Source organism: Aestuariimicrobium sp. T2.26MG-19.2B (assembly GCF_950101875.1).
GTDB classification, from domain to species: Bacteria; Actinomycetota; Actinomycetes; order Propionibacteriales; family Propionibacteriaceae; genus Aestuariimicrobium; species Aestuariimicrobium kwangyangense.
This window is the reverse complement of record NZ_CATNLW010000002.1, coordinates 66,170-90,741: the sequence shown is the minus strand read 5'-3', so window position 1 is coordinate 90,741 and position 24,572 is coordinate 66,170. Positions and strand designations below refer to the sequence as shown.

At 68.5% G+C, this 24,572-nt stretch carries 21 protein-coding genes; 8 read left to right on the top strand and 13 right to left on the bottom strand.

What is annotated here, in order from left to right; genetic code table 11:
• The first annotated feature begins 157 nt into the window (after positions 1–157).
• The gene (locus QQZ11_RS10200) at positions 158–379 is read left to right on the top strand and encodes an antitoxin (RefSeq protein ID WP_022910007.1); all 222 of its coding nucleotides are present in this window, start codon (positions 158–160) and stop codon (positions 377–379) included.
• 195 nt (positions 380–574) lie between these two features.
• On the opposite strand, the gene miaB is transcribed toward QQZ11_RS10200, so the two are convergent.
• Positions 575–2,041, bottom strand: a complete 1,467-nt coding sequence (gene miaB, locus QQZ11_RS10195) for a tRNA (N6-isopentenyl adenosine(37)-C2)-methylthiotransferase MiaB (RefSeq protein ID WP_284550306.1) — start codon at positions 2,039–2,041, stop codon at positions 575–577.
• Positions 2,042–2,131: 90 nt separating this feature from the next.
• On the opposite strand from miaB, the gene QQZ11_RS10190 reads away from it, so the two are divergent.
• The 5 genes from QQZ11_RS10190 to QQZ11_RS10170 all read left to right on the top strand — a co-directional run bounded on the left by QQZ11_RS10190 (position 2,132) and on the right by QQZ11_RS10170 (position 6,423).
• Positions 2,132–3,031, top strand: coding sequence for an aldose 1-epimerase family protein (locus QQZ11_RS10190; RefSeq protein WP_284550305.1), 900 nt, complete (start codon positions 2,132–2,134; stop codon positions 3,029–3,031).
• A gap of 94 nt (positions 3,032–3,125) precedes the next feature.
• Positions 3,126–3,902 (top strand): amino acid ABC transporter ATP-binding protein, encoded by a 777-nt coding sequence (locus QQZ11_RS10185; protein WP_022910004.1) that lies wholly within the window; start codon positions 3,126–3,128, stop codon positions 3,900–3,902.
• A 47-nt stretch (positions 3,903–3,949) separates the two neighbouring features.
• A complete protein-coding gene (locus QQZ11_RS10180; protein WP_022910003.1) occupies positions 3,950–4,759 on the top strand; it encodes a glutamate ABC transporter substrate-binding protein in 810 nt (269 codons plus the stop codon).
• Between the two features lie 93 nt (positions 4,760–4,852).
• Positions 4,853–5,536 (top strand): amino acid ABC transporter permease, encoded by a 684-nt coding sequence (locus QQZ11_RS10175; RefSeq protein WP_284550304.1) that lies wholly within the window; start codon positions 4,853–4,855, stop codon positions 5,534–5,536.
• Positions 5,533–6,423 (top strand): amino acid ABC transporter permease, encoded by an 891-nt coding sequence (locus QQZ11_RS10170; RefSeq protein ID WP_284550303.1) that lies wholly within the window; start codon positions 5,533–5,535, stop codon positions 6,421–6,423. The genes QQZ11_RS10175 and QQZ11_RS10170 overlap by 4 nt, the downstream gene beginning before the upstream one ends.
• Positions 6,424–6,493: 70 nt before the next feature.
• Here the strand turns inward: QQZ11_RS10170 and QQZ11_RS10165 are convergent, their stop codons facing one another.
• From QQZ11_RS10165 to QQZ11_RS10155, 3 genes are all read right to left on the bottom strand, one after another.
• Positions 6,494–6,991 (bottom strand): regulatory protein RecX, encoded by a 498-nt coding sequence (locus QQZ11_RS10165; protein WP_446698862.1) that lies wholly within the window; start codon positions 6,989–6,991, stop codon positions 6,494–6,496.
• Between the two features lie 62 nt (positions 6,992–7,053).
• Positions 7,054–8,100: a recombinase RecA gene (gene recA / locus QQZ11_RS10160; protein WP_022909999.1), complete on the bottom strand. Its 1,047-nt coding sequence runs from the start codon at positions 8,098–8,100 to the stop codon at positions 7,054–7,056.
• A gap of 261 nt (positions 8,101–8,361) precedes the next feature.
• Positions 8,362–8,556, bottom strand: a complete 195-nt coding sequence (locus QQZ11_RS10155; protein WP_022909998.1) for a DUF3046 domain-containing protein — start codon at positions 8,554–8,556, stop codon at positions 8,362–8,364.
• 66 nt (positions 8,557–8,622) lie between these two features.
• Here QQZ11_RS10155 and QQZ11_RS10150 point away from each other — a divergent pair, with 66 nt between their 5' ends.
• On the top strand, positions 8,623–13,146 hold the full coding sequence (locus QQZ11_RS10150; RefSeq protein WP_284550301.1) for a DEAD/DEAH box helicase: 4,524 nt from the start codon (positions 8,623–8,625) through the stop codon (positions 13,144–13,146).
• 177 nt (positions 13,147–13,323) lie between these two features.
• Positions 13,324–14,085, top strand: coding sequence for a DeoR/GlpR family DNA-binding transcription regulator (locus QQZ11_RS10145; protein WP_284550753.1), 762 nt, complete (start codon positions 13,324–13,326; stop codon positions 14,083–14,085).
• 124 nt (positions 14,086–14,209) lie between these two features.
• Here the strand turns inward: QQZ11_RS10145 and QQZ11_RS10140 are convergent, their stop codons facing one another.
• From QQZ11_RS10140 to QQZ11_RS10100, 9 genes are all read right to left on the bottom strand, one after another.
• Entirely contained in the window at positions 14,210–14,485 is a 276-nt protein-coding gene (locus QQZ11_RS10140; protein ID WP_026377900.1) for a helix-turn-helix domain-containing protein, read from the bottom strand.
• A gap of 140 nt (positions 14,486–14,625) precedes the next feature.
• On the bottom strand, positions 14,626–15,138 hold the full coding sequence (locus tag QQZ11_RS10135) for a CinA family protein (RefSeq protein WP_284550300.1): 513 nt from the start codon (positions 15,136–15,138) through the stop codon (positions 14,626–14,628).
• Complete coding sequence (gene pgsA, locus QQZ11_RS10130) at positions 15,125–15,706, bottom strand: CDP-diacylglycerol--glycerol-3-phosphate 3-phosphatidyltransferase (protein ID WP_284550299.1); 582 nt, start codon at positions 15,704–15,706, stop codon at positions 15,125–15,127. The genes QQZ11_RS10135 and pgsA overlap by 14 nt, the downstream gene beginning before the upstream one ends.
• Positions 15,703–17,133: a 30S ribosomal protein S12 methylthiotransferase RimO gene (gene rimO / locus QQZ11_RS10125; protein WP_284550752.1), complete on the bottom strand. Its 1,431-nt coding sequence runs from the start codon at positions 17,131–17,133 to the stop codon at positions 15,703–15,705. Before rimO ends, pgsA begins: the two co-directional genes overlap by 4 nt.
• An 82-nt stretch (positions 17,134–17,215) precedes the next feature.
• The gene (locus QQZ11_RS10120) at positions 17,216–18,487 is read right to left on the bottom strand and encodes a hypothetical protein (protein ID WP_284550298.1); all 1,272 of its coding nucleotides are present in this window, start codon (positions 18,485–18,487) and stop codon (positions 17,216–17,218) included.
• A complete protein-coding gene (locus QQZ11_RS10115; protein ID WP_284550297.1) occupies positions 18,484–19,620 on the bottom strand; it encodes a hypothetical protein in 1,137 nt (378 codons plus the stop codon). Before QQZ11_RS10115 ends, QQZ11_RS10120 begins: the two co-directional genes overlap by 4 nt.
• Before the next feature lie 73 nt (positions 19,621–19,693).
• A complete protein-coding gene (locus tag QQZ11_RS10110) occupies positions 19,694–20,884 on the bottom strand; it encodes a hypothetical protein (RefSeq protein WP_284550296.1) in 1,191 nt (396 codons plus the stop codon).
• Entirely contained in the window at positions 20,881–21,999 is a 1,119-nt protein-coding gene (locus QQZ11_RS10105; protein ID WP_284550295.1) for a hypothetical protein, read from the bottom strand. Before QQZ11_RS10105 ends, QQZ11_RS10110 begins: the two co-directional genes overlap by 4 nt.
• Before the next feature lie 53 nt (positions 22,000–22,052).
• Positions 22,053–24,569, bottom strand: a complete 2,517-nt coding sequence (locus QQZ11_RS10100) for an FtsK/SpoIIIE family DNA translocase (RefSeq protein ID WP_284550294.1) — start codon at positions 24,567–24,569, stop codon at positions 22,053–22,055.
• Between the last annotated feature and the right edge of the window lie 3 nt (positions 24,570–24,572).

Below are 24,572 nucleotides of genomic sequence, written 5' to 3'. Positions count from 1 at the left end.
CACCCGGGGCATCGGGCGAGGCGCTGGAACTGGGGCAACCCGGGAGCCCATCGACGACCATCGTGGGAGAAATCTGACGCGAACGCCTGACAGCCGGATCGCTCGTGTGCACAGTGGATCCAAGCCCTCCGGGGATCGCACGCAGAAGGGAGACCACATGGGACTGCTTGACGATGTGAAGAATGCGTTCGACGGTGACGACAGCAATGACTCCGACCTGGTCAACAAGGGCCAGGAGCTGGCGAACCAGCACGCAGACCAGATCGATGGTGGCGTGGAGCAGGCGGGCGACTTCGTCGACGACAAGACCGGCGGCAAGTACTCAGGCCAGGTTGACCGAGGTCAGGCCTTCATCGAGGACAAGACCGGCAACCTCTGATTGCCGCTGCACATCAAGCAGCACGAACAGCATCACCAGCGGTACCGGCACACCAGCGGTACCCGAAACTCCAGCATGACGAAGGGGACGAGCGAAGCCGCTCGTCCCCTTCTGCGTTCAACTCGTCCCACGTCCAGCTCGTGCAGCGTCCAGTTCGCGGGACCGATGAACGTCCCGGAGGACCGATGAACGCGGTCAGGACGTGGGCCGAAGCGTCGGCATGCCCAAGGAGACGCCCGCAGGCACAGCAGGAGTCTCCTGACGCCGCTGCCAGGCATCCCCGCCCCGGGTGCGACGCAGGTCGGTGATGCCGGCGTCGGCGTTCAGGTGGTGTGGGGCGGCGTGGGTGACCACGGTTGTGGCGATGTCACCGGGGCGCGGGCGCAGGGCAGCGTCCTCGGACACGGTGACGTGGACGAGACGGTTGTCCCGGGCGCGACCGCTCATGCGGTGGGTGGCTTGGTCCTTGCGACCCTCCCCGTCGGCGAACATCACTTCGAGTTCACGTCCCTCGAGCGCCTGGTTCTCCCGGTGGGCGACGTCGTTCACCAGGTCCAGCAATCGCTCGTAGCGCTCATGGACGACGGGCTTGGGCACCTGGTCGGGCATGGTCGCCGCCGGTGTCCCCGGACGGATCGAGTACTGGAAGGTGAACGCGGCCGCGAACCGCGAGGCGGCCACGACGTCGAGGGTCTGGCGGAAGTCGTCCTCGGTCTCGCCGGGAAAGCCCACGATCAGATCGGTCGTGATGGCCGCCTCGGGCATGGCCGAGCGGACCCGCTCGATGATCCCGAGGTAGCGCTCGGCGCGGTACGAGCGGCGCATCTCCCGCAGGATGCGGTCCGACCCGGATTGCAGGGGCATGTGCAGTTGCGGCATCACGTTGGGGGTCTCGGCCATGGCCTCGATCACGTCATCGGTGAAGGCGGCCGGGTGCGGGCTGGTGAACCTCACCCGCTCAAGTCCCTCGACCCCACCGCAGGCACGCAAGAGCTTGGCGAACGCACCACGGTCACCGAACTCGACTCCGTAGGAGTTGACGTTCTGGCCGAGCAGGGTGATCTCCTGCACTCCTTCGGCCACCAGCGTCTCGATCTCGCGCAGAATGTCGCCCGGACGCCGATCCGTCTCCTTGCCACGCAGGGCCGGGACGATGCAGAAGGTGCAGGTGTTGTTGCACCCCACCGAGATCGAGACCCAGGCCGAGTAGGCGGAGTCACGACGCGTCGGCAGGTTGGACGGGAAGGTCTGCAGGGCCTCGACGATCTCGACCTGCGCCTCCTGCTCGATGCGCGCGCGCTCGAGCAGCACGGGCAACGCGCCGACGTTGTGGGTTCCGAAGACGACGTCGACCCACGGCGCGCGGTTTGTGATCGTGTCCCGGTCCTTCTGGGCCATGCACCCGCCCACGGCGATCTGCATCCCCGGACGGACGGCCTTGACCGAAGCGATGTGCCCGAGATTCCCGTACAACTTGTTGTCGGCGTTCTCACGCACGGCGCAGGTGTTGAACACGACCAAGTCGGCTTGGTCGTCCGCCTCCGTGCGGACGTAACCAGCGTCCTCGAGCAGACCCGAGATCCGCTCCGAGTCGTGAACGTTCATCTGGCAGCCGTAGGTCACGACCTGGTAGGTGCGCCGGGCGATGGTGGGAGACGTCATGATGGGCCGGATTCTACCGGCGCCGAACTGGGAGCCCGACCATCGTCCCCGCGGCCGCACGGTCGCAGCAAAGTGGCTAGCGTGACGTCCATGCACGCACCAGCAGCCCACCACCCCACCGGCGAGCAGTACCAGATCACCGCGGGCGAGGTCTCGGCCGTCGTCACCGAGCAGGGCGCCACGCTGCGCAGCCTGACCATCGGGGGCCAGGACCGCCTGTGGGGGTTCGGGCCCGAGGACATGCCCCAGGGGAGCCAAGGTCAACAACTCCTGCCGTGGCCCAACCGGATCCGCGACGGTCGCTATGGCTTCGACGGTGCCGAGCACCAGCTTCCGGTCAACGAGATCGACCGCTTCACCGCCCTGCACGGGCTGGTGGCCTGGGTGCCGTGGCAGTTGGTGCACCACACCGACACTGAGGTCGAACAGCAGGTCCGCGTGCTCCCGCAACCGGGCTACCCCTTCGGTGTCGAGGCGATCCTGACCCACCGCGTGGACGAGACCGGCCTCACGGTCGAGGTGAGCGCCCGCAACGTCGGCTCGACTCCCGCCCCCTGGGGATACGCGGCCCACCCCTACGTCAAGGTCGGGGGCCCCATCGACGAGTGGGTGGTCCGCTCGCCGTTCCGGCAGTACCTCGACGTCGAGGCCGACCGCCTCCTGCCCATCAGCTTGGTCGACACCCAGGGCACGTCCGAGCAGTTGGACGACAGTGCGCCGCTCGGGGCTCGCACCTTTGACCGTGCCTTTGCCGGCGTCGACGGGGCCTGGGAGCTGCACGTCCGCGGACGAGACGGCGAGATCACCCTGTGGGCCGACGAGAAGCTGCCCTGGCTGCAGATCTTCACCCCCGCGGACCGTCTGTCGCTGGCCATCGAGCCCATGAGCTGCGGCCCCGATGCCTTCAACCCGGGGCCGACGCACGACGGTCTGGTGACCCTGCAACCCGGCGCGGAGTGGTCGGCGAGCTGGGGTTTCAGGGTCCGCTGACTCCTCTCGGGAGGGTGTTACAGGTTGGCAACAGATGGGGGCCTCAGCAGCGAACCCGAGCCCCCACCCGCATGCTTGCCCTAGTGTTCCGGGCATGAGCGCAGTCGCAGAGCCTTCGCAGTCGCCGTCCACCTCGGGCCGCGACCTGGTCGTGCTGAAGGACGTCAACAAGCACTTCGGCGACAACCATGTGCTGCGGGACATCAACCTCACCGTGCGTCAGGGCGAGGTGGTCGTCGTGCTCGGACCTTCGGGCTCGGGCAAGTCGACCCTGTGCCGCACCATCAATCGTCTCGAGACCATTGAGTCGGGCGAGATCCTGATCGACGGACAGCGACTCCCCGAGGAGGGCAAGGCCCTCGCCCAGTTGCGCGCCGACGTCGGCATGGTCTTCCAGTCCTTCAACCTGTTCAGCCACAAGTCGATCCTCGACAACGTCACGCTCGGACCCACCAAGGTTCGCCGGCTGGGCGCTGCCAAGTCCCGCGACAAGGCCATGGACCTCCTGACCCGGGTGGGCGTCGACTCCCAGGCACAGAAGTACCCGGCCCAACTGTCGGGAGGACAGCAGCAACGTGTCGCCATCGCCCGAGCGCTGGCCATGGACCCCAAGGTCATCCTCTTCGACGAGCCCACCTCTGCGCTCGACCCCGAGATGGTCAACGAGGTGCTCGACGTGATGGTCGGGCTGGCCAAGCAGGGAATGACGATGATCGTTGTCACCCATGAGATGGGATTCGCCCGCAAGGCGGCCGACCGGGTCATCTTCATGGCCGACGGCCAGATCGTCGAGGAGGCCGAACCCGAGGCCTTCTTCACCTCACCCCAGTCCGATCGGGCCAAGGACTTCTTGTCGAAGATCCTGCACTGACCCCTGATCTGTTCCACCCGCCACCATCCACCACCGAAAGGCTCACCATGAAGCTCACCCGCAAGATCGCGGCAGGGGCTGCCGCCCTCCTGCTCGCCACCTCGCTGGCCGCCTGCGGCAACAACTCAGGCGCGGGCGACAAGATCGCCATCGGCATCAAGTTCGACCAGCCGGGCCTGGGACAGAAGGTCGGTGACTCCTACCAAGGCTTCGACGTCGAGGTCGCCAAGTACGTCGCCAAGGAACTCGGATACGACGAGAACAAGATCGAGTGGAAGGAGTCCCCCTCGGCGCAGCGGGAGAACCTCATCCAAGGTGGGCAGGTCAAGCTGATCTTCGCGACCTATTCGATCACCGATGCGCGCAAGGAGAAGGTGTCGTTCGCCGGGCCGTACTTCGTGGCTGGTCAGGACCTGCTGGTCGCCAATGACTCGACCATCTCGGGTCCGAAGGACCTCGACGGCAAGAAGCTGTGCTCGGTCACCGGCTCGACCTCGGCCGAGAAGGTCAAGAAGGTCGTCCCCGGCGTCGACCTGCAGCAGTTCGACACCTACTCCAAGTGCGTCGAGGCGCTCGCCAACGGGTCGATCGACGCCGTCACCACCGACAACGTCATCCTCGCCGGTTTCGCCGCCCAGGACGCCTACAAGGGCAAGCTGAAGGTCGTCGGGGCCCCGTTCTCGGAAGAGCGCTATGGAGTCGGTCTGAAGAAGGGCGACGTCGAACTCTGCAAGAAGGTCAACACCGCCATCGAGAAGATGGTCTCGAGCGGCGACTGGGCCAAGGCGATCGAGAAGACTGTCGGCGCATCGGGGTTCAAGGCTCCCGCCGAGCCCAAGGTCGATCCCTGCAGCTGAGTGCCCTCGGGTACCCAGAAACCAATCTGACCGGGACGAGCCTGCGTGGCAGGCTCGTCCCGGCGGACACCTCCTGATCCGAAAGGCGCGCGGATGAACGACGTGGCAGAACTGTTCAGGCAGTACAACCTGCTGCAGGCCTTCGGCATGACGCTGCTGCTCACGGTCCTGTCGGCCATTGGCGCCGCCCTGATCGGGATGGTGATCGCGGTGCTGCGCATCTCCCCCGTGGCAGCACTCCGCTTCTTCGGTACCAGCTATGTCACGCTGATCCGCAACACTCCCCTGACGCTGATCCTCTTCTTCTGCGTGTTCGGCTTCCTGCTGTCGATGAACTGGCCCCTGCTCGGACGAGGCGCCAGCACTGAGTGGAACAACTTCGCGTGGGCCGTGGTGGCGCTGTCGGTCTACCACGCCTCGTTCGTCGCCGAGGCGATCAGGTCGGGGGTCAACACGGTGCCGATGGGTCAGGCCGAGGCCGCTCGGGCACTGGGGCTGTCCTTCGGGGGCTCGATCCGCGAGGTCATCCTCCCGCAGGCCCTGCGCGGGGCGGTCGCACCTCTCGGCAACACACTGATCGCGCTCACCAAGAACACCACGGTGGCGGCGACCGTCACAGTCACCGAGGCCTCGACCCAGATGAAGAACATGATCGAGTTCCGTCCCGACCTGATCGTGCTGATCTTCGCGATCATTGCCTTCGGGTTCGTGGTGCTGACGCTACCGATGGGCATCATCTTCACGCGGCTGTCACAGAAGTTGGCGGTGGCCCGATGAGCGCACAGTCGTCGTCGGTCATCTTCGACGCACCGGGGCCCCGGGGACGAGCCCTCAGCCGCGTGGTCGGCGCCGTGGGCGTGCTCGCCTGCCTGGTGATCGGAGCAGCCTTCCTGTGGGCGCTGAGGAGCCAGTTGCTCACAGCATCGAAGTGGGAGCCATTCCTCGAGGCATCAACCTGGACGAACTTCGTGCTGCCCGGTCTGTTGCAGACCCTGCAGGCGGCCGCCCTGTCGGTGCTGACCGCAGGGGTCGTCGGCGTGCTGTTGGGGGTGGGTCGGCTCAGTCACGTCAAGCCCATCTCCTGGGCGTCCGGCGTACTGGTGGAGTTCTTCCGATCAGTGCCCGTGCTGGTCATGATGGTCTTCTTCTACTACGTCTTCCTCTACTCCGGCGCCCTCAGCGGTGACGCCCTGCCGTTCCTCTCGGTGGTGCTGGGACTCACGTTCTACAACGGCTCCGTCATCGCCGAACTGATCCGCTCCGGAGTTCACTCACTTCCCAGCGGGCAGCGGGAGGCGGGATGGGCCATCGGGCTGACCCGGGAGCAGACCCTGTGGAACGTCCTGCTGCCCCAGGCCGTGACCGCGATGCTGCCGTCGCTGCTGAGTCAGATGGTGGTCGTGCTGAAGGACACGGCGCTCGGCTACATCGTCACCTACCCGGACCTGTTGCGCTCCTTGGGGACGCTGGCCTCGGGCAAGTCCAACATCCTGGCCGCCCTGCTGGTCGCGGCGGTGATCTACATCGTGATCAACTACGCCCTGACGACGTTCGCCGGCTGGGTCGAGACGAAGGTTCGCACCCGCCGCGCCGGAAAGGCCGTGGGAGTGGGCGCCGTCCCTGTGACCGGTATCGGTTCTGCCAACGTCGATCCCGCCGACTGAGCCTGCTCAGCGAGGCCCGGACCGACCCGGAGTGGCTCCGTCAGAGCCAGCGCGCTCATCCCGGGGCCGCTCAGTTCCAGGTGTGAGGGCCGGGATCGCCGTCGGCGTCGGTCAGGTCGCCCAGGATGTCAGAGTCGGCATCGAGTACCTCGCGACAGACACGGATGATGACGCTCGGGCCATAGCCGCGCCTGGCCAGTACCCCTTCCAGCCGACGCCGCGCCACCACCGGGTCGAGTCGGGCCAGACTGCGTGCCTTCTTCTCGGCGATCTGCCGAGCCGAACGCAGTTCGTCCTCATCGGTGATCTGGTCGAGCGCCTGCTTCGTGTCATCGTCCGACACGCCCTTGGCCCGCAGCTCGCGCCCGATCACCCGACGGGAGAGGTTCCGGTTGCGGTGCCTCGACTCACTCCACGCCGCTGCGAAGGCGGCATCATCGATGAGTTGCACCTCACTGAACCGGTCGAGCACCTCGTCGATGATCTCGCCGGGCACCAGTTTCGCTCGCATCGCCTCAGCCAGTTCGTGCCGACTGTGGGCGCGCAGCGTCAGTCGTCTGAGCGCGATCTCGCGGGCGACCTCCCGCGGGTCGGCGTCCCCATCAGCCGACCCCGCGGGCTCGCCGGAGCTCAGAACGCCACCTCGCCCGTCACGGGATCCACGCCGTCCGGCACGGCCTCAGGCGCACCCAGCCCCATCTTCTGCTTGATCTTGGTCTCGATCTCGAGGGCGATGTCGGGGTTGGCCTTGAGGAAGGCTCGGGCGTTCTCCTTGCCCTGGCCCAACTGGTCGGTCTCGTAGGTGAACCAGGCACCCGCCTTGCGGATGATGCCAGCGTCGACACCCATGTCGATCAGCGAGCCCTCCCTCGAGATGCCCTGTCCGTACAGGATGTCGAACTCGGCCTGCTTGAAGGGCGGCGCCACCTTGTTCTTGACGACCTTGACCCTGGTTCGGTTGCCCACGGACTCGGTACCGTCCTTGAGGGTCTCGATCCGGCGGACGTCGAGACGGACCGAGGAGTAGAACTTCAGGGCCTTGCCACCGGTCGTGGTCTCGGGCGAGCCGAACATGACGCCGATCTTCTCGCGCAGCTGGTTGATGAAGATGGCCGTGGTGCCGGCGCCGCTGAGCGCGCCGGTCATCTTGCGCAGCGCCTGGCTCATGAGTCGGGCCTGCAGGCCGACGTGGTTGTCACCCATCTCACCCTCGATCTCGGCGCGAGGCGTGAGGGCGGCCACCGAGTCGATCACGATGAGGGTCAACGCACCCGACCGGACCAGCATGTCGGCGATCTCGAGCGCCTGTTCACCGTTGTCGGGCTGGCTCACCAGCAGGGCGTTGGTGTCGACACCCAACTTGGACGCATACTCCGGGTCAAGTGCGTGCTCGGCGTCGATGAACGCACAGATGCCGCCATCACGCTGGGCGTTGGCGATCGCGTGCAACGCCACCGTCGTCTTTCCCGAGGACTCGGGACCGTAGATCTCGACGACTCGGCCTCGCGGGAGACCCCCGATGCCCAGGGCGATGTCGAGGGCCACGGAGCCCGTGGGGATGGCCGCGATGGGCTGTCGGGTCTCCTCACCCAATCGCATCACGGAGCCCTTGCCGTGCTGCTTCTCGATCTGGGCGAGCGCCGCCTCGAGGGCCTTGGCGCGATCTGCAACCGCCATGCTCGTTCCTTTCCTGGTCCCGGAGACCGGGCTCGTCCTGTTCGGTTCTGACGTCTGTGACTGTATGGACGGGCTCCGACAAAATCTCACCGGGCCCGATGCCTGTGGACAAGTGTTCGACCGTCGCCGCAGGTGTGGACAACACGTCATAGCTTACCGAACACGCGTACGAATCACGGGAACGCATCGGTGTGTCGCACGTGTTTGGTGAGGGAGGCACGCAGGGCGTGATCCCACCGCCTGTCCTCTTCTGCCTGCGGGTCAGCGATGAACGGGGGCGAGCTCGAGCTCGGCCCACACGGCCCGCCAGATCGTCTTGCAGTTCACGCCGGCGACCAGTGCCTCCTCGACCGTGCGCCCGCCCAATGAGGCCATGGACTGGTTCTCGGCCCAGTGCAGGGAGTAGGCGCTGCCGAGATGTTGCGCCATGCGCGCCCTCAGCTCGGTTTCTCGCATGCGCGCAGCCTACCCGCGCCACGAGGTCGGCCAGAACATGTCGGTGCCGTCTGCAACGATGCTTCCATGGTCGAGAAGCGGGCATCACCTCAGCAGGACGGGTCCGCCCTCGCCAGCTTCTCCGAGCCGACGCAGCGGTGGTTCACCGATTCGTTCACCGCCCCGACCCCGGCCCAGGCTGGCGCGTGGCGTGCGATCTCGTCCGGCGAGCACAGCCTGCTCATCGCGCCGACGGGTTCGGGCAAGACCTTGGCCGCCTTCCTGCACAGCATCGATCGGCTGACACATCGGGCCTCCCGACCCGAGGAGGGGCACGGCGACCAGGATCAGGTCCGGGTGCTCTACATCTCACCCCTCAAGGCCCTCGCCGTCGACGTCGAGCGGAACCTGACCGCCCCCCTGCGGGGAATCCAGTTGGCGGCTGCACGGCTCGGCCGGGCGTTGCCACCGGTGACCGTGGCGGTCCGCACCGGGGACACGGCACCGGCAGAGCGACGCCGGCAACTCGTGCGTCCCCCTGACATCCTGATCACGACTCCTGAGTCGTTGTTCCTGATGCTGTCGGGCCAGCACCGGGACACGCTGACCGATCTCGACCTGGTGATCATCGACGAGATCCACGCCCTGGCCGGCACCAAACGGGGTGCCCATCTGGCGCTGAGCCTGGAACGGCTCGATGCGCTCCACCAGCGCGGGGGCGCTCAACGGGTCGGGCTCTCCGCCACCGTTCGGCCGGCCGAGCGCGTCGCTGCCTTCCTGGGTGGCGACCGACCCGTCACGATCGTGCAGCCGCCCGCGGACAAACGGTGGGAGCTCCACGTCGAGGTGCCGGTCGCCGACATGACCCAGTTGGCGCTCCCCCCCGACCCCGAGACCGGCATGGCTGAACCGAACCAGTCGATCTGGCCCTTCATCGAGTCGCGGGTGCTCGACCTGATCGAACCCCGCCGATCGACCTTGTGTTTCGTGAACTCACGGAGAGTGGCCGAACGTCTGACCGCACACCTCAACGAACAGTGGGCGACCCGGCTCGGTGAGGAGCCCATGGCCCCGAGCGTGCCGGCCCACGTGATGGCCCAGTCCGGGGCAGGCGGCGGCCGGGAGGAGCATTCAGGGAAGGCTCTGGCCCGAGCCCACCACGGCTCCGTCAGCAAGGAGCGACGGGCCCAGATCGAGGCCGACCTGAAGTCGGGGGCGCTCGCCTGCGTGGTGGCCACCTCGTCGCTCGAGCTCGGCATCGACATGGGCGCCGTCGACCAGGTCATCCAGATCTCCTCGCCTCCTTCGGTGGCTTCGGGGCTGCAGCGGGTCGGTCGGGCCGGTCACCAGGTGGGCGCCGTGTCGCGAGGTGTGATCCTGCCCACTCACCGCGGAGACCTCATCGAGTCGGGGGTCATCGCCGAACGCATGGTGACCGGGCAGATCGAGGACGTACGACGGATCACCAATCCTCTGGACGTGCTCGCCCAACAACTGGTGAGCATGTGCATCGACACCTCCGTGACCGCCGCCGAGGCCCGCGCCATCGTCTTGCGCAGCGATCCCTACCGTGAGCTGCCGGAGTCCGCGTTCAACGCCACCCTCGACATGCTCACAGGCCGCTATCCCAGTGACGACTGGGCCGAGCTTCGTCCACGCTTGGTCTGGGACCGTGCCACGGACCGGCTCACCGCCCGACCGGGTGCGAAGCGGCTGGTGACGACCTCTGGTGGCACGATCCCAGATCGCGGCCTCTTCGGCGTCTTCCTCGTCGGCGACGGCGCCGGGCGTCGAGTGGGTGAACTGGACGAGGAGATGGTCTACGAGTCACGCGTGGGTGACCTGTTCACCTTGGGCACCAGTACGTGGCGCATCGAGGAGATCACCGCCAACCAGGTCATGGTCAGCCCCGCACCGGGCCAGCCGGGCAGGTTGCCGTTCTGGCACGGGGACGCCAACTCCCGTCCATTGGCGCTGGGGCGTGCACTGGGCGAGTTCACCGACCGCCTGCAGTCCCAGCCCGACAACCGAGCCGAGGAGCTGCGCGGACGAGGCCTCGACGCGTGGGCGGTCGACAACGCCTTGGCCCACTTGGACGAGCAGCAGCGCGCCACGGGGGTCGTCCCCGGTGCGCGCACCGTCGTCGTGGAACGCTGCCGTGACGAACTGGGCGACTGGCGCGTCCTCGTGCACGCCAACTGGGGAGCCGCGGTGCTAGCACCGTGGGCGATGGTGATCGAGTCGAGGGCGCGGGACCACTACGGCGTCGAGGCCCGGGCCACCGCCACCAACGACGGCATCATCATCCGCATCCCCGACGTCGAGCGCCAGCCGCCGGGGGCCGAACTGCTGGACATCTCCCCCGACGACGTGGAACAGGTGCTCACCACCGAGGTGTTCGGCAGCGCCCTGTTCGCGGCACGCTTCCGCGAGTGCGCGGCACGAGCCCTGCTGCTGCCCCGCCGCGACCCCCGCCGTCGATCACCGCTGTGGCAACAACGGATGCGTTCGGCCCAGTTGTTGCAGGTCGCCAGTCAGTACCCGGACTTCCCGATCGTGCTGGAGACCCTGCGCGAGTGCATGGAGGACGTGTTCGACCTGCCGGGGCTCACCGAACAGCTCATGGCACTGGCCAGCCGTCGAATCAGGTTGCTCGAGGTCGAGACCGACCAGCCCTCCCCCTACGCCCGCAACCTGCTGTTCTCCTACGTCGGCGAGTTCATCTATGACTCCGACCAGCCGCTGGCGGAGCGCACCCTGGCAGCAGCTGGAATCGACCAGAACCTCCTGGCCGAACTGCTCGGCAGGTCGGGTGAGATCGCTGACCTGCTTGACCCCGAGGCTGCCCGGCAGGTCGAGGCTGAGGTTCAGCGCACCGCCGAGCACCACCGCGCCGAGACCCTCGAGTCGTGGTGGGACGTGATCCGCACCCTCGGCCCCTTGACTGTCCAGGAGGCAAACGAGCGGGCCGAGGGTGATGCCGAGCTCTGGTTGCGGGAGCTCACGTCCGCTCGACGCGTGGCGGCGGTCAGCCTTGGCCGCACCACCTTCCTGGTGACCCCCGACGACCTGCCGCTGCTGCGTGACGGTCTGGGAGTGCCGGTACCTCCGGGCCACAGCGCCGGCGCACCCCTCCCTCCTGAGGAGGCATTGGCACGACTCGTCCTGCGGTGGGTGCGCACCCACACAGGTGCGTCAGCCGAGGTCGTCGACGCCCGGTACCGGCTCCCGTCGGGCACCAGTGAGGGCATCCTCGAACGGGCCCGGTCGTCCCCCGGTTCGGAACTCGAGGTGCTCTCGCACCAGTGGTGGCACCGAAGCATGGTCCAGCGGGTTCGACGCCGGTCCCTGGCCCTGCTGCGCAGCGGCGTGGAACCGGTCGACCAGAGCCGCTTCGCCGCCTTCGCCCCCCGCTGGCATGAGCTGGACGAACCGGGGAGCGGTCCGGAGGCGCTGATGGCCGCCGTGGAGGCCTTGGCGGGATGTCCCATCCCTGCCTCCATGCTCGAGACCCTGGTGCTACCGGCCCGGGTCAGCGATTACCGACCGGAGATGCTGGACGACCTGCTGGCCCGAGGTGACGTGTCGTGGAGTGGTCACGGCGCGATCGGCACCCGCGACGGCTGGGTGCAGCTGTGGCCCGCGGACCTCGCCCTGCCCGAACCGGCCGAAGGCACCCTGTCACCGCTGGCCGAGAAGATGGTGCAGCGTGCCCTCAGCGGAGGGGCCTGGACGGTGGCGGAGCTGTCCGGCACCGACGAGGTTGCCTCGACCGAGTCGGCCGAGGCCACGGACGCACTTTGGGAACTCGTCTGGACCGGACGCCTCACCAGCTCGACCTTCATGGCCGTACGTGAACACACCACCCGAGGCGCGCTGCGGACCCCCAAGCGGGCCACGCCGCGGCGACGGACGATCGCCCGCCCGCTGCGCGCCCCCCGATCTGGAGGAACTCCCGGTCGCTGGTCGGCCAGCACACCCGCCGCAGGCACCCCGACCGAGCGTGACCTGATGGCGGCGTCCATGCTGCTCAGTCGCCACGGGGTGGTGACTCGCGGGGCCGTCCAGTCCGAGGCATTGTTCGGCTCGTTCGGGGCGGCCTACCGTGTGCTGGCGGCGCTGGAGGAGCAGGGTGGGGTACGGCGCGGGTACTTCGTCGAAGGTCTCGGGGCGAGTCAGTTCGCCCTGCCGGGAGCCGTCGACCTCGTGCGCGAGGACCACCCCGAGGGGGCGGTGCGACTGTTGGCGGCGTGCGACCCGGCCAATCCTTTCGGTGCTGCTCTGCCCTGGCCTGAGTCACCCTCGCACCGTCCCACGCGCCGGGCCGGCGCCCTGGTGGTGCTCGGATCAGGGCAACCGCTCATCCATCTCGAGCGAGGGGTGCGGACGATGCTTGCCTTCACCGATGACCCTGAGCGGATCGTGGGTGCGTTGTCGGTGGTGGCCGATGCGGTGCGTCGTCGAGTGATGTCGCCGATGACGATCGAGACGATCAACGGCGAACCGGCATTGGGAGCACAGCTCGCCAACGGCACCTCATGGCGTTCCCTGCTCGAGGGCAGTCGATTCACCATGACACCCCAGGGGTTCCGACCTCGCACCACCCCGTGAGGGCGTTCCCATGAACCAGGCGTCCGGATCAGGGTGTCCGGATCATGACCCAATGACGATCAAGGACGTGAGCGATCGCTACGATTTCCTCAGCCAAACGCTCACCCTGCGTTGATCGGAGAATCCATGACCACTTCCCCCGTCGATGCCGCCCAAGGAGGCCGTCGATCGGACCGCATGGTCGCACTGCTCGCCGCCGTCGCCGACAAGGGCGACGTGCAGCTCAGTGAGCTGTCGGAGATGCTGGGAGCCTCCGCCGCGACCATCCGGCGCGACGTGGCTGCCCTGGCCGAGCAGGGTCTATTGGTGCGAACCCACGGCGGTGCCAAGCGGGTCCGACAGGGTGAGGAGTTGCCGGTTCAGTTGCGGGACGGGCGCAATCGCCGCGCCAAGCAGGCCATCGCCCGCGCGGTCGTGGATCGGATTCCGCCGGGCAAACACGCCCTCGCCCTGACCGGAGGGACCACGACCACCGAGGTGCTGAGGGCCCTGCACGGGCGCAGGGACATCACTTTGATCACCAACTCGGTCTCGCTCGCGCTCGAGGCGGCCAAGGTGGGTCAGCAGCGAGTCCTGATCGCGGGTGGTGTGCTGCGCTCCAACTCCCTGGAGTTGGTGGGATCATTGGCCGAGGCGACGTTCCGCCAGATCAATGTCGGAACCGCGATCGTGGGTTCCGACGGGGTCAGTGTCGATGGAGGCCTCACCACCCATGACGACACCGAGGCGGCCACCAACCACACCATGATCGAGCGCGCCCAGACCGTGATCTGCGTCGCCGACGGGTCGAAGATCGGTCGCGTCACGCTCGCCAAACTGGCCGACCTGAGCGAGATCGACCTGCTGGTCACGGACTCGACGGCCGACCGCAATGAACTGGCCAAGATCCGCAAGGCAGGGGTCGAGGTGCTGCTGGTTCCTGCCAACGGCGAGGTCTGACCGACACATCCGCCCGGCGGAGCGAGCCGTCACGAGCCATTGACGAGAACACCCTGCGTGCACCGCCCTCTGGGATGCACGCAGGGTGTTCGTCCGTTGGACCGGACCTGCTCGTCGACCGCGCTCAGGCGGCCTTGACGACCACCGGACGCTGCGGCTGTTCCGTCGTCACCAATTTCTGGCTCACCGTGTGCAGCACCTGGGACAGGGGCACGTTGAGCGCCGTGGCGATCGAGGCCAGCAATTCGGAGGATGCCTCCTTCTGGCCACGCTCGACCTCGGACAAGTACCCGAGGCTCACCCGGGCATCCATCGAGACGTCTCGCAGGGTGCGGCCCTGACCGAAGCGGAGTTCGCGCAGGGTCTCGCCGATCAGCTCTCGCATCAACATGGGCTTCATTGCGGCCGCCTCTCGTTCACCGTCTGTTCCGCCACAGTGGCGGTTCGACATTGGGGTCAACGTCGTCTGCGGGCGAATCATTCCCGCTCTGCGCGAAAGCCTCGAGCGGAGATGAAGCCTCGCGACTTTACATGATCTGATTAAGCCTTCAGGCTTTCGGCCGTCAGCGCGATCAGCGCCGCCACGGTTGCCTCCCGCACGCGTTGACGGTCACCGCTCTCGGCCAGCCTCCGCGCGATCGTCCCGCTCCGTGCTGCGACGGCGATCCACACGGTCCCGGCAGCCAACCCGTCCTGGGCGCCGGGACCGGCCACCCCGGTGCACGCGAGCCCCAGGTCTGCTCCCAGACGCGACCTGACGCCTTCCGCCATCGCACGGGCGACAGCTTCGGAGACCACACCATCGGCGGCGACCACGGCGGGGTCAACCCCGGCCAGACTGCTCTTCAGATCGGTGGCGTAGGTGATCAGGCCACCGCGCACCACCGCCGACGACCCCGGCACCGACGTCAGGGTGGCCGCCAACAGGCCGCCGGTGAGGGACTCACACGTGGCCACGGTGGTTCCGCGTTCGATCAGCGACTCGACCAGCCGGCCGACCCCCGCAGCCCCCGACGTGGAAACCTCGGAGGTGTCCCCCTCAGGCACGGTCATCGGCATGCTCGGCCCGCCAGGTGGCGCGCAACCTGCGCGCGCCGTTCAGGTAGTCGAGCCCGGTGACCACGGTCAGCACGAACGCGAGGCCCATGGCCACCCACGCCACCCATTGCACCCACAACGGCAGGTGGGGCAGCCACAGCAGGTAGAGGATCAAGGCGATCGACTGCACCAGGGTCTTGAGCTTGCCACCGCGGTTGGCGGCCATCACCCCGTACTTGAGGATCGCGAATCGGAGCAGGGTGATCCCCCATTCCCGCACCAGGATGATGATGGTCACCCACCACTGCAGTTCACCGATGATGCTCAGCCCGACGAAGGCCATGCCGGTGAGGGCCTTGTCGGCCAAGGGATCCCACAGCTTGCCGAAGTTGGTGACGAGGTCGTACTTGCGGGCGATCCGCCCGTCCGCGAAATCGGTCAGGATCGCGCCGACGAAGACCGCCGTGGTCGCCCACCGCCACCCCTGGTCGTGGGGGTGCGCCAGCAGCATCCAGGCGAAGACCGGCACGGCCAGGATGCGGATCCCTGTCAGGACGTTGGGGACGTTCCACTGGCTCTTCACGAGCCGACCGGTTCCGCGATCAGGTCGACGCCGTCCGATGCGGTGACGGCGGCCAGGACGAACTCCCCGACCTCTGCTCGGGATCCCACCACCGTGGTGGTGCCATCGACCTCGGGGCCCTGGTGCTCGGCTCGTCCGGTCACCTCTCCCCCGTCGACCGACTCGACGAGCACGGTGAGCACCTCACCGATCCGGTCCTCGGCCCGCTGGGCGCACAGTTCTGCGGCGAGGTCCGAGATCGTCGCGGCACGGGCCTCGACCTCGTCTGGGTCGACGTGGTCACTCAGGCCCAGTGCCTCCGTCTCGTCCTCGTCGGAGTACCCGAACACCCCGACCACGTCCAGTCGGGCGTCGATGAGGAACTGCTTGAGCGTTTCGACGTCTGCCTCGGTCTCACCGGGGAAGCCGGCGATCACGTTCGAGCGGATCCCGGCCTGAGGGGCGAGCGTGCGCACGCTGTCGATCAGACCCAGGAAGCTCTCGGCGTCGCCGAAGCGACGCATGCGCCGCAGCACCGACCCCGATGCGTGCTGGAACGACAGGTCGAAGTAGGGCACCACCTTGTCGGTGGACACCATCGCCTCCACCAGGGAGGGCCTCAACTCGGCGGGCTGCAGGTACGAGACCCGGATCCAGTCGAGTCCGTCCACCGCGGACAGGTCACCGAGCAACTTCTCCAGGGCGCGCAGGTCGCCGAGGTCCTTGCCGTAGGACGAGGAGTTCTCGCTCACGAGGAAGACTTCCTTCACCCCGTGGTCGACCAGCCAGCGCGCCTCCTCGACGACATCGGACGCTGGCCGGGACAGGTAGGAACCCCGGAACCTGGGGATGGCGCAGAAGGCGCAGCGACGGTCACAGCCCGAGGCGATCTTCAGCGGTGCGTACGGGGAATTGCCCAACCTCTTGCGCAGCGTGCGCGGACCGCTCACGGGCGCCAGCCCCTCCGGGAGGTCGGTCAGGTGAGCGGCTCCGTGCCCGGGGATGGCCACCCCCCCAGCGGCGGCCGAGCGGGCCACCGGGGTCAGGGGCAGCAGGCTGCGACGGTCACGGGGCACGTGGGCCTCGTGGTGGCCCCCGGCCAGGATGGTCTGGAGTCGTCCTGCAATGTCGGTGTAGTCGTCGAAGCCCAGCACGGCGTCCGCCTCCGGCAGCGAGTCGGCCAGTTCCCTGCCGTAACGCTCAGCCATGCAACCCACGGCGACCACTGCCTTCGCGCGGCCCTCGCCCTTCAGTTCCGAGGCCTCGATGAGGGTGTCGATGGAGTCCTTCTTGGCCTGCTCGACGAAGCCGCAGGTGTTCACCATCACGGTGTCGGCCTCTTCTGCGTCGTCGACCAACCGGAAGCCGCCAGCCTCGAGTCGGGCGGCGAGTTCTTCGGAGTCGACCTCGTTGCGGGCACAGCCCAAGGTGACCAGGTGCACGTTCATCAGGTCAGTCATGATGGGCCCAGTATCTCATCCGCTGCGGCGCCTCGGGTGACGGTGCTCCCGCACCCCCCCTGCGCCCAGGTCAAGCCTCGATGACGAAGGTCGCGTGCCGACCGCCCAGTTCGAGAACCAGGTCGGGGTAACTGCTGGGCTCCTCCGGCAGGTACCACACACGGGTGTTCGGGGTGCTGGCCATCACTGCCGTGGCCCCCTCGAGGTGCCAGGTCAGGGTCACGGCCGAGGCATCGCCCTGGGCGCTCGACCACGTCACGGCGATCACCACCCACCCGTCCGGGAGGGTGATCCGTTGCGCCACCAGCCCCACTTCGAGTGTGGAACCGGTGGGCCTGAGCCCCAGCAGGTGCTCGGATGCGACGGGCTGTGGCAGGCCTGCTGCCTCGTCCGACAGAAGTCTGACCACCAGGGACGACCCGGCGAGGTAGACGACCGCGTCGGGTCGGGTGGGAACCACCGCCCAGGCGTCAACCGCCGCACCGTGCACGCGTCCCGCGAGGTCGCCCCACACGAGGGCGGGCGTGGTCCTGGTCGACCTGGGGTACACACCGGCGGCCACTCGGTGTGGACGGTCGTGGCTCAATGAGACGGGACCTTCGGCATCGACCAGGTCGGCCCACGCCAACTGGGGGTGGTGGACGACCAGCACCCGCTCACTGCCGAGGTCGGGCTCCCCCGCCGGCAGGATCCCCGTGGTGGGTGTGCCAGCGGTGGCGTCGTCCAACAGCGGTATGGCCGCGAGCCCGACCCCGCGGTCGCTCTCGGAGGGCAACCGGACCAGTCGCGCCGTCGGACGGTCCGGGGAACCCACCCGGATGCGCAGGGCGAACCCACTGCCGATCATCATCAACGTCTCGGTCTCAACGACCCCCTTCGAGGTGAGGACCCACGCCCCGAGAGCGGCGAGCGGCACCACGAGGGCAGCACCAGCGAGGGTCCGTCTGCTGACGGCTCTGCGACCCAGTGCTGAGCCGAGGCCACGAGGCAGTCGACCGCCCTCGACCACCCCACAGGGGTGCACCGGTGGGCCCTCCCACGGCCTCAGCCCCTCCGCTGCCCGAGCCCGTTCGGCTCGACCACGCAGCAGCCAGGTGTTCGACGGGCTGTCACTGGGCCGAAGCCCCACCTCGACGGGCCGGCTGTGCCGCACCAGCAGCAGTCGGAGCAGGTGGTCCGCGTCCTCGACGATCCACCGCCGCGCCCACACCCCGGCGAAGGCACGGTCCACGACGGTGGTGACATCGGGGTGGTCGGCAGTCAGTCCCATCAAGGTCGCCGAGACGGCGATCGCGGCCGGTCGACGCATTCCCCACCAAGCCTCGAACTGCTCCCGGTTCATGCGTTCACCACGGCCCTGTGAGGCAGGCCCTCCGAACCGAACCATCGCACCTCGACCGGATGTCCCGGGCTGGCAGGCGGACGGCAGACCGCCATCACGATCGGCCCGAGGTGGGGGCTGTCGACGATCCCGGTGGCCAGTTCGACCCCGTTGCGCCACAGCGACGGAGAAGAGCCGGAGTGTGCCCTGACGGCCAGCAGCTGGCTGTCGTGGATCACGGGTCCGAGGTGGAGGACGAATTCGTGGCCCAGATGACGGGTCATCACGACGTGGACCGGTTCGGCCAGGACGAGGGTGTCCCCCCACGACACGTGATAGCCCGAGATCCCGCGCTCGGGAGTGTCACGGAATCCGACCACGGAGCGGGGCACCTCACTGAGGAAGGACTGCCCGTCGCTGCGCACGACCATGGGCAGCGGCCACGGGCCGTCGACGAGCGCCAGGCCGATCGAGACCTGCACGCCCGCCAGTCCCAGGCCCAGCACGACTCCCGTGCACACCCCGCCGTCCGGAGTGTTGACCCAGTCGATGGCAGTCCACTCCCCCCGCACCCACGAGGCGATCAGGGTGCGGGGCGAGGCTGGGTCGCCGGACCACGGCACGGTCACCGTGGTGGGTTCGTCGACGGGGTGCGAGAACTCGGCCAGCAGTCGATCCGCGTGCCACAGCTGCAGCCACGCGTCATCGCCGTCGCCGCTCGGCAGCAGTTTCAGTTGCTCGCCACCCACCTGCACGGGCCAGCCGTGGCCGGTCGAGGCGATCGTGGCCCCGGTGACCGCGATGACACCGGCCACCGTCACCCTCGAGAGGGTGGTGCTCAGTCGCCTCGACCCCTCGTCGATCACCGGCGATAGGACCCCGGTGCGCGCCAGACCGGCAGCAGCTCGCTGCCTGGACGGTGTCGGCCATTGCTCACCCATCGCCCACAGCTGGGCCAGGTGGCGGCGCGCCCAGCCGGCCCGCACCTCGCCGCGAAGACTCGCACGCTCACGCCAGAGGTCGGTCAGGGTCCGGTCGACCAATTGCTCGGCGACACCACGATCGGAGACGAGCGCGTCGGCCACCGCCTGCAGGTCGTCGCCGTAGGTGGTCACGAAGTCCTCGTGAGCCTCGACGTCGTCGTCGATCCCCATACCGACAGGCTAGTCCGCCGACGAACGGGGTTCGGCGCTGCCTGGCGCTGCCTGGCGCCGCCGGCGTCCGAGATCAGAACGACATCACGTACTGCACCTCGTCGCGTGCCGTCCGCAGCGTCAGCCGCACCTCGAACGGGTCACCGGGACGGGTGGCCTGCGGCAGGGCAGGCACGTGCCAGAACCTGCCCGTGCCCGACACCGCACGAGAGGTCGCCAGACTGGGCAGGTCCCACGACAGTTCCCCAGGTTCGTCGGCCGTCACGGCGACCAGGCCCGTGCCGTCGACCAGTCCGAGCCCGTAGACCGTCACCCCGGGGGCGTCGGTTCGTCCCCAAGCCGGACGAACCGTGACCGGGTGGGAGCTCAATCGCATCTGCGAGAGCCCCCGCGTGAGGTGACGCACGACCAGGTGGTCGTGGGAGAGGTAGCAGATCCGCCCGGGGTCACCCGGGAAGGGTCCGTGCACGATCCAGGCGTCGCCGAACACCCCACCGGCCTCATCTCCCCACACGAGGGTGGACGGCCCGTAGGCGTCCAACGAGAAGAGCCCGGCCGCGAAGGGCTCCTCTGCGCTGGCGGCGAAGGGCACCACGGCGGTGTTCACGAGGTCGGCGAAGACCAGACCCGGCTGGTGCAGCAGGAGGGTCTGCAGGGTCGCGTCGTCCGACAGGCCTGCCGTGGGCAACACGACGCTGGTGCCGTGGGCGGCATCAACCACGAAGGAGCCGATCAGCGCCGGCAAGGAGGGCGACCAGCGTGGGTCGGAGGTGTAGACCTTGGCCTGGCGCCGGTTGCCGTGCCCCAGGATGTCGATCGTCAGGCGGAGCCGGGTGCCCCCGTCGATGGTGGTCCGGGTGCTGCGTACCGCGTCGTGCACCGCCAGCCCCAGAGTGGTGGCGCCGGCGGCGGTGGCGACACCGACGCCGCCGACGATCACGGCCCTGCGGGGCACGCCGGCGGGGTCGACGTGCTCGGTCCTGGCGGCCGCGGCACGCGCCCGCCATTCCACGGCGTTGGGGGGCCAGCGAACCCCCGGCTCCGGCTTCCTGCCCGGGTGCGTGTGTCGGACCAGCGCGCGACGCAACAGCACCACCGGGTCGGCCCACCACATCCACCGGCGGGACCACACGTCGGCCAGCGCCCGGTCGGCTGCCGCGACGACTCGTCCGTCGGCGGTGGGCAGGCCCAGCAATTGGGCGGCCGAGGCCACGGCCCGCTCCCGGTGGCCCAGCACCAACTCGTCGAACTGCTCGCGCTTCATCGGCCCACCACCCGGATGCTGACCAGTCCGTTGACCCCGACCACCACGACATCGACAGGGTGGGCCGGGGAGGCCGGTGGTTCGAGCAGGGCACACACCAGTGCACCGTTCTGGAACACCTGCCGCAACGCCGGCAAGGGTGCACCGTCCCGGGACAGGGTGGCTGCCACCAGGCTCCAGCTCTGCACCACCAGCAGTTGGGTCTCGGCGCCGATGTCAGCGAGGAAGACCGTCGCCTGGTTCTCCCCGCGCCCCACCAACACCTCCCGGTGGGGCTTCTGCAGGACGAACACCCCCGTCTGGGGGGCGAAGTAGCCGGTGATCCGGTGGGGGGACCAGTCGACCAGGGCCTGCGGCACCCGTGGCGGCTCGCTGCGGTACCCCGGGTCGGAGAGGTACGTGACCACCGGCAGGCGCCCGACGGCTCGTCCGATCGCCAACGCCAACGTGCCGTGACCCGGATGCACCAGGGTCGTGGGCATCACCGGTTCTGAGCCCGCACCGACGAGGTCGACGGCTTCCACCTCCCCGCGCAGCCAGACCGCCACCAGGTCGCGCCCGTCGGGCAGCGGAGTGATCGAGGTCATCGGGCGCTCCCGGGCGGTCGCGAACTCGGCCAGGAGATCACCACGACGACTGATCCGCACCACCGGCCCGGTCGGATCCCCCTGCGGGGACGAGACGTCGAGGGCGAACCCGTCGACGAGGACCCGACTCCCGCGGCCGGCCGTCGCCAGGGACTGCCACAGGGCGCCCCCCAGGGCAGCAACCCCCGTGGCCCCGGCCACCATCAGGCCACGGCGGGTCGCCATCACGTGCCCGGCGGCGACGATCGCATCGGTGGTGGGCCGGGCCGCCTGGTCGACCGGTTCCTCCGCGATCGAGGTGGGCCACCCGGAACGACGGGCCCAGCGGCGCGCCACTCGCTCGCGGGCGAAGGCGGGCCACTCCGGGCTGTCGAGCCGATGACGCTCGGCCCACACGTCGGACAGGGCCGCGTCGACCAACGCGCTGGCCGCGTCGGGATCGCCCGTCAGCTGCTCGGCGAACTGCTGCAGCGGGGCGCCGTGGCTGGCCGCGAAGTCCTCGTGGTCGTCGACGTCATCGTCTGCCATGCACAGACGATAGGCCGACCGAGCCCCCAGGGGAATGGCCCGGCCACCCGGACTCAGCCCAGGGCGAGGTTCTCGAGCACCGTGTCGAGCTCGTCCGGCTTCACCAGCACCTCCCGGGGCTTCGACCCCTCGGAGGGGCCCACCACGCCGCGGGTCTCGAGGATGTCCATCAGGCGGCCGGCCTTGGCGAAGCCGACCCTGAGCTTGCGCTGCAGCATCGAGGTCGAACCCAGCTGCAGCTCGACCACCAGCTTCGCGGCGTCGATCACCAGTTCCAGGTCGTCACCGATGTCCTCGGCGACCTTCTGGCTTCCCGCGGCGGGAGCGACGACGTCCTCGCGGTACTGGGGCTGGAGCTGGGTGCGAATCGACTCCACCACGGAGCGCACCTCGCGCTCCCCCACCCAGGCTCCCTGCACCCGGATCGGCTTGCCGGCCCCCATCGGCAGGAAGAGCCCGTCGCCCTGACCGACGAGCTTCTCGGCCCCGGGCTGGTCGAGGATGACGCGTGAGTCGGTCATCGACGACGTGGCGAAGGCCAACCGCGAGGGCACATTGGCCTTGATCAGTCCGGTGACGACATCGGTCGAGGGACGCTGGGTGGCCAGCACGAGGTGGATACCGGCGGCCCGGGCCAACTGGGTGATGCGGACGATGGAGTCCTCGACGTCACGGGGCGCCACCATCATCAGGTCGGCCAACTCGTCGACGACCACCAGCAGGTAGGGATAGGGCGCGAGCACCCGCTCCGAGGCTTCCGGCACCTTGACCGTGCCCGCCCGAACGGCGGCGTTGAAGTCGTCGACGTGACGGAACCCGAAGGCTGCGAGGTCGTCGTAGCGCAGGTCCATCTCACGGACGACCCACTGCAGCGCGTCGGCCGCCTTCTTGGCGTTGGTGATGATGGGGGTGACCAGGTGGGGGATGCCCTCGTAGGCGGTCAGTTCCACCCGCTTCGGGTCGACCAGCAGCAACCTGACCTCGTCAGGGGTCGAGCGCATCATGATCGAGGTGATCAGCGAGTTGATGAAGGACGACTTGCCCGAGCCGGTCGCGCCAGCCACCAACAGGTGGGGCATCTTGGCCATGTTCGCGATCACGAACCCGCCCTCGACGTCCTTGCCCAGCCCGACCGTCATGGGGTGGTGGTCGTTCATGGCGCGGGGGGAACGGAGCACGTCACCCAGCGAGACGATCTCCTTGTCGAGATTGGGGATCTCGATGCCGATCGCCGACTTGCCCGGGATGGGCGACAGGATGCGCACCTCGGAAGAGGCCACCGCGTAGGCGATGTTCTTCGACAGTGCCGTCACCTTCTCGACCTTGACGGCCTGTCCCAGCTCGACCTCATAGCGGGTCACGGTCGGACCACGGGTGTAGCCGGTCACCGTGGCGTCGATCTCGAACTGGTTCAGCACCTCGGTGAGGCGCGCCACGATGGCGTCGCTGGCCGGTGTCTTGGCCTTCGGCGCGGTGCCGGCCTTGAGCATCGAGGGCTGCGGCAGCACGTACTGCACGTCGCCCGACAGCACCAACTGTTCGACCCGCGCCGGAACCGGCGTGTGGGGTGGGGCCTGCAGTGTGGGTTCTGGTGGCAGTCCCACCTGGCTGCGATCGACCGCGGGGGCCTCACCGGGCTGTCGGCGCACCGACTCCACGGCGTCATGGTCGTAGACGCCGGTGTCGTCGCGAGGACCGTCGGGAACGGCGTCGAACAGGTCGGTGGGCTCGTCGTCGTCGCTGACCAGCGGTGAGTCGTAGGCCTTGTCCACCTCGGTGACCAGGGCCGCCCGCTGTTCGGCGCGCTCGGCCCGGTGTGCCTGCAGGCGGTCGTGGTGGTCGCGCAGCCGGTCTGCGATCTCCCACAGCGGCATGCCGATGATCACGATGATGCCGAACAGTGACAGCAGCACCAGCAACGGAACTGCGACCCAGACGGTGAGCAACTGGGTGAGCATCGACGAACTGATGTAGCCCAACGCTCCGCCGGCGGCCCTCAGGGCCGGTGCGTCGGCGGGGCTCGGCGAGTCCTTCATGATGTTGACCAGCCCGAGCACGCCGAGGAAGAAGGCCGACCAGCCCACCACCTGTCGCCCGGTGGGTCCGTTCTTCTGCGGGTGTCTCAGGGTGCGCCACGCCATCCCGAGACAGAACAGCGGCAGGGCGTAGCTGATCGCCCCGAAGATGGTGGAGATGCCGATCTCGAGCCAGCCACCGACCGGGTCGGGCAGGCCGAACCAGAACACGGCGGCCACCACGATGGCCGACCCCAGCAGGAACAGACCGGCACCGTCGCGGCGCAGTTCTGGGTCGACCTCAAGAGCGGTGTCGCCGACCTTGCGGGCTCCGCTGCCGAGCAGACCAGCCGTTCCGCGCCACAGGGCTGCCAGTCCCTTGCCCAGGCCGCCGGAGCGTGGCCGCGCGGACGATCGTCCCCTCGACTGGGTCGAGCGGCTGGTGCCGGATCGGGCGGTGGACTTGGAGGAACTTCCGGACGACCGCGTGCCGGACGAAGACCTCGAGGAGGACTTGCCCGACGACCGCGGTGGGGAAGACGCGCGGGTCGCCATGCT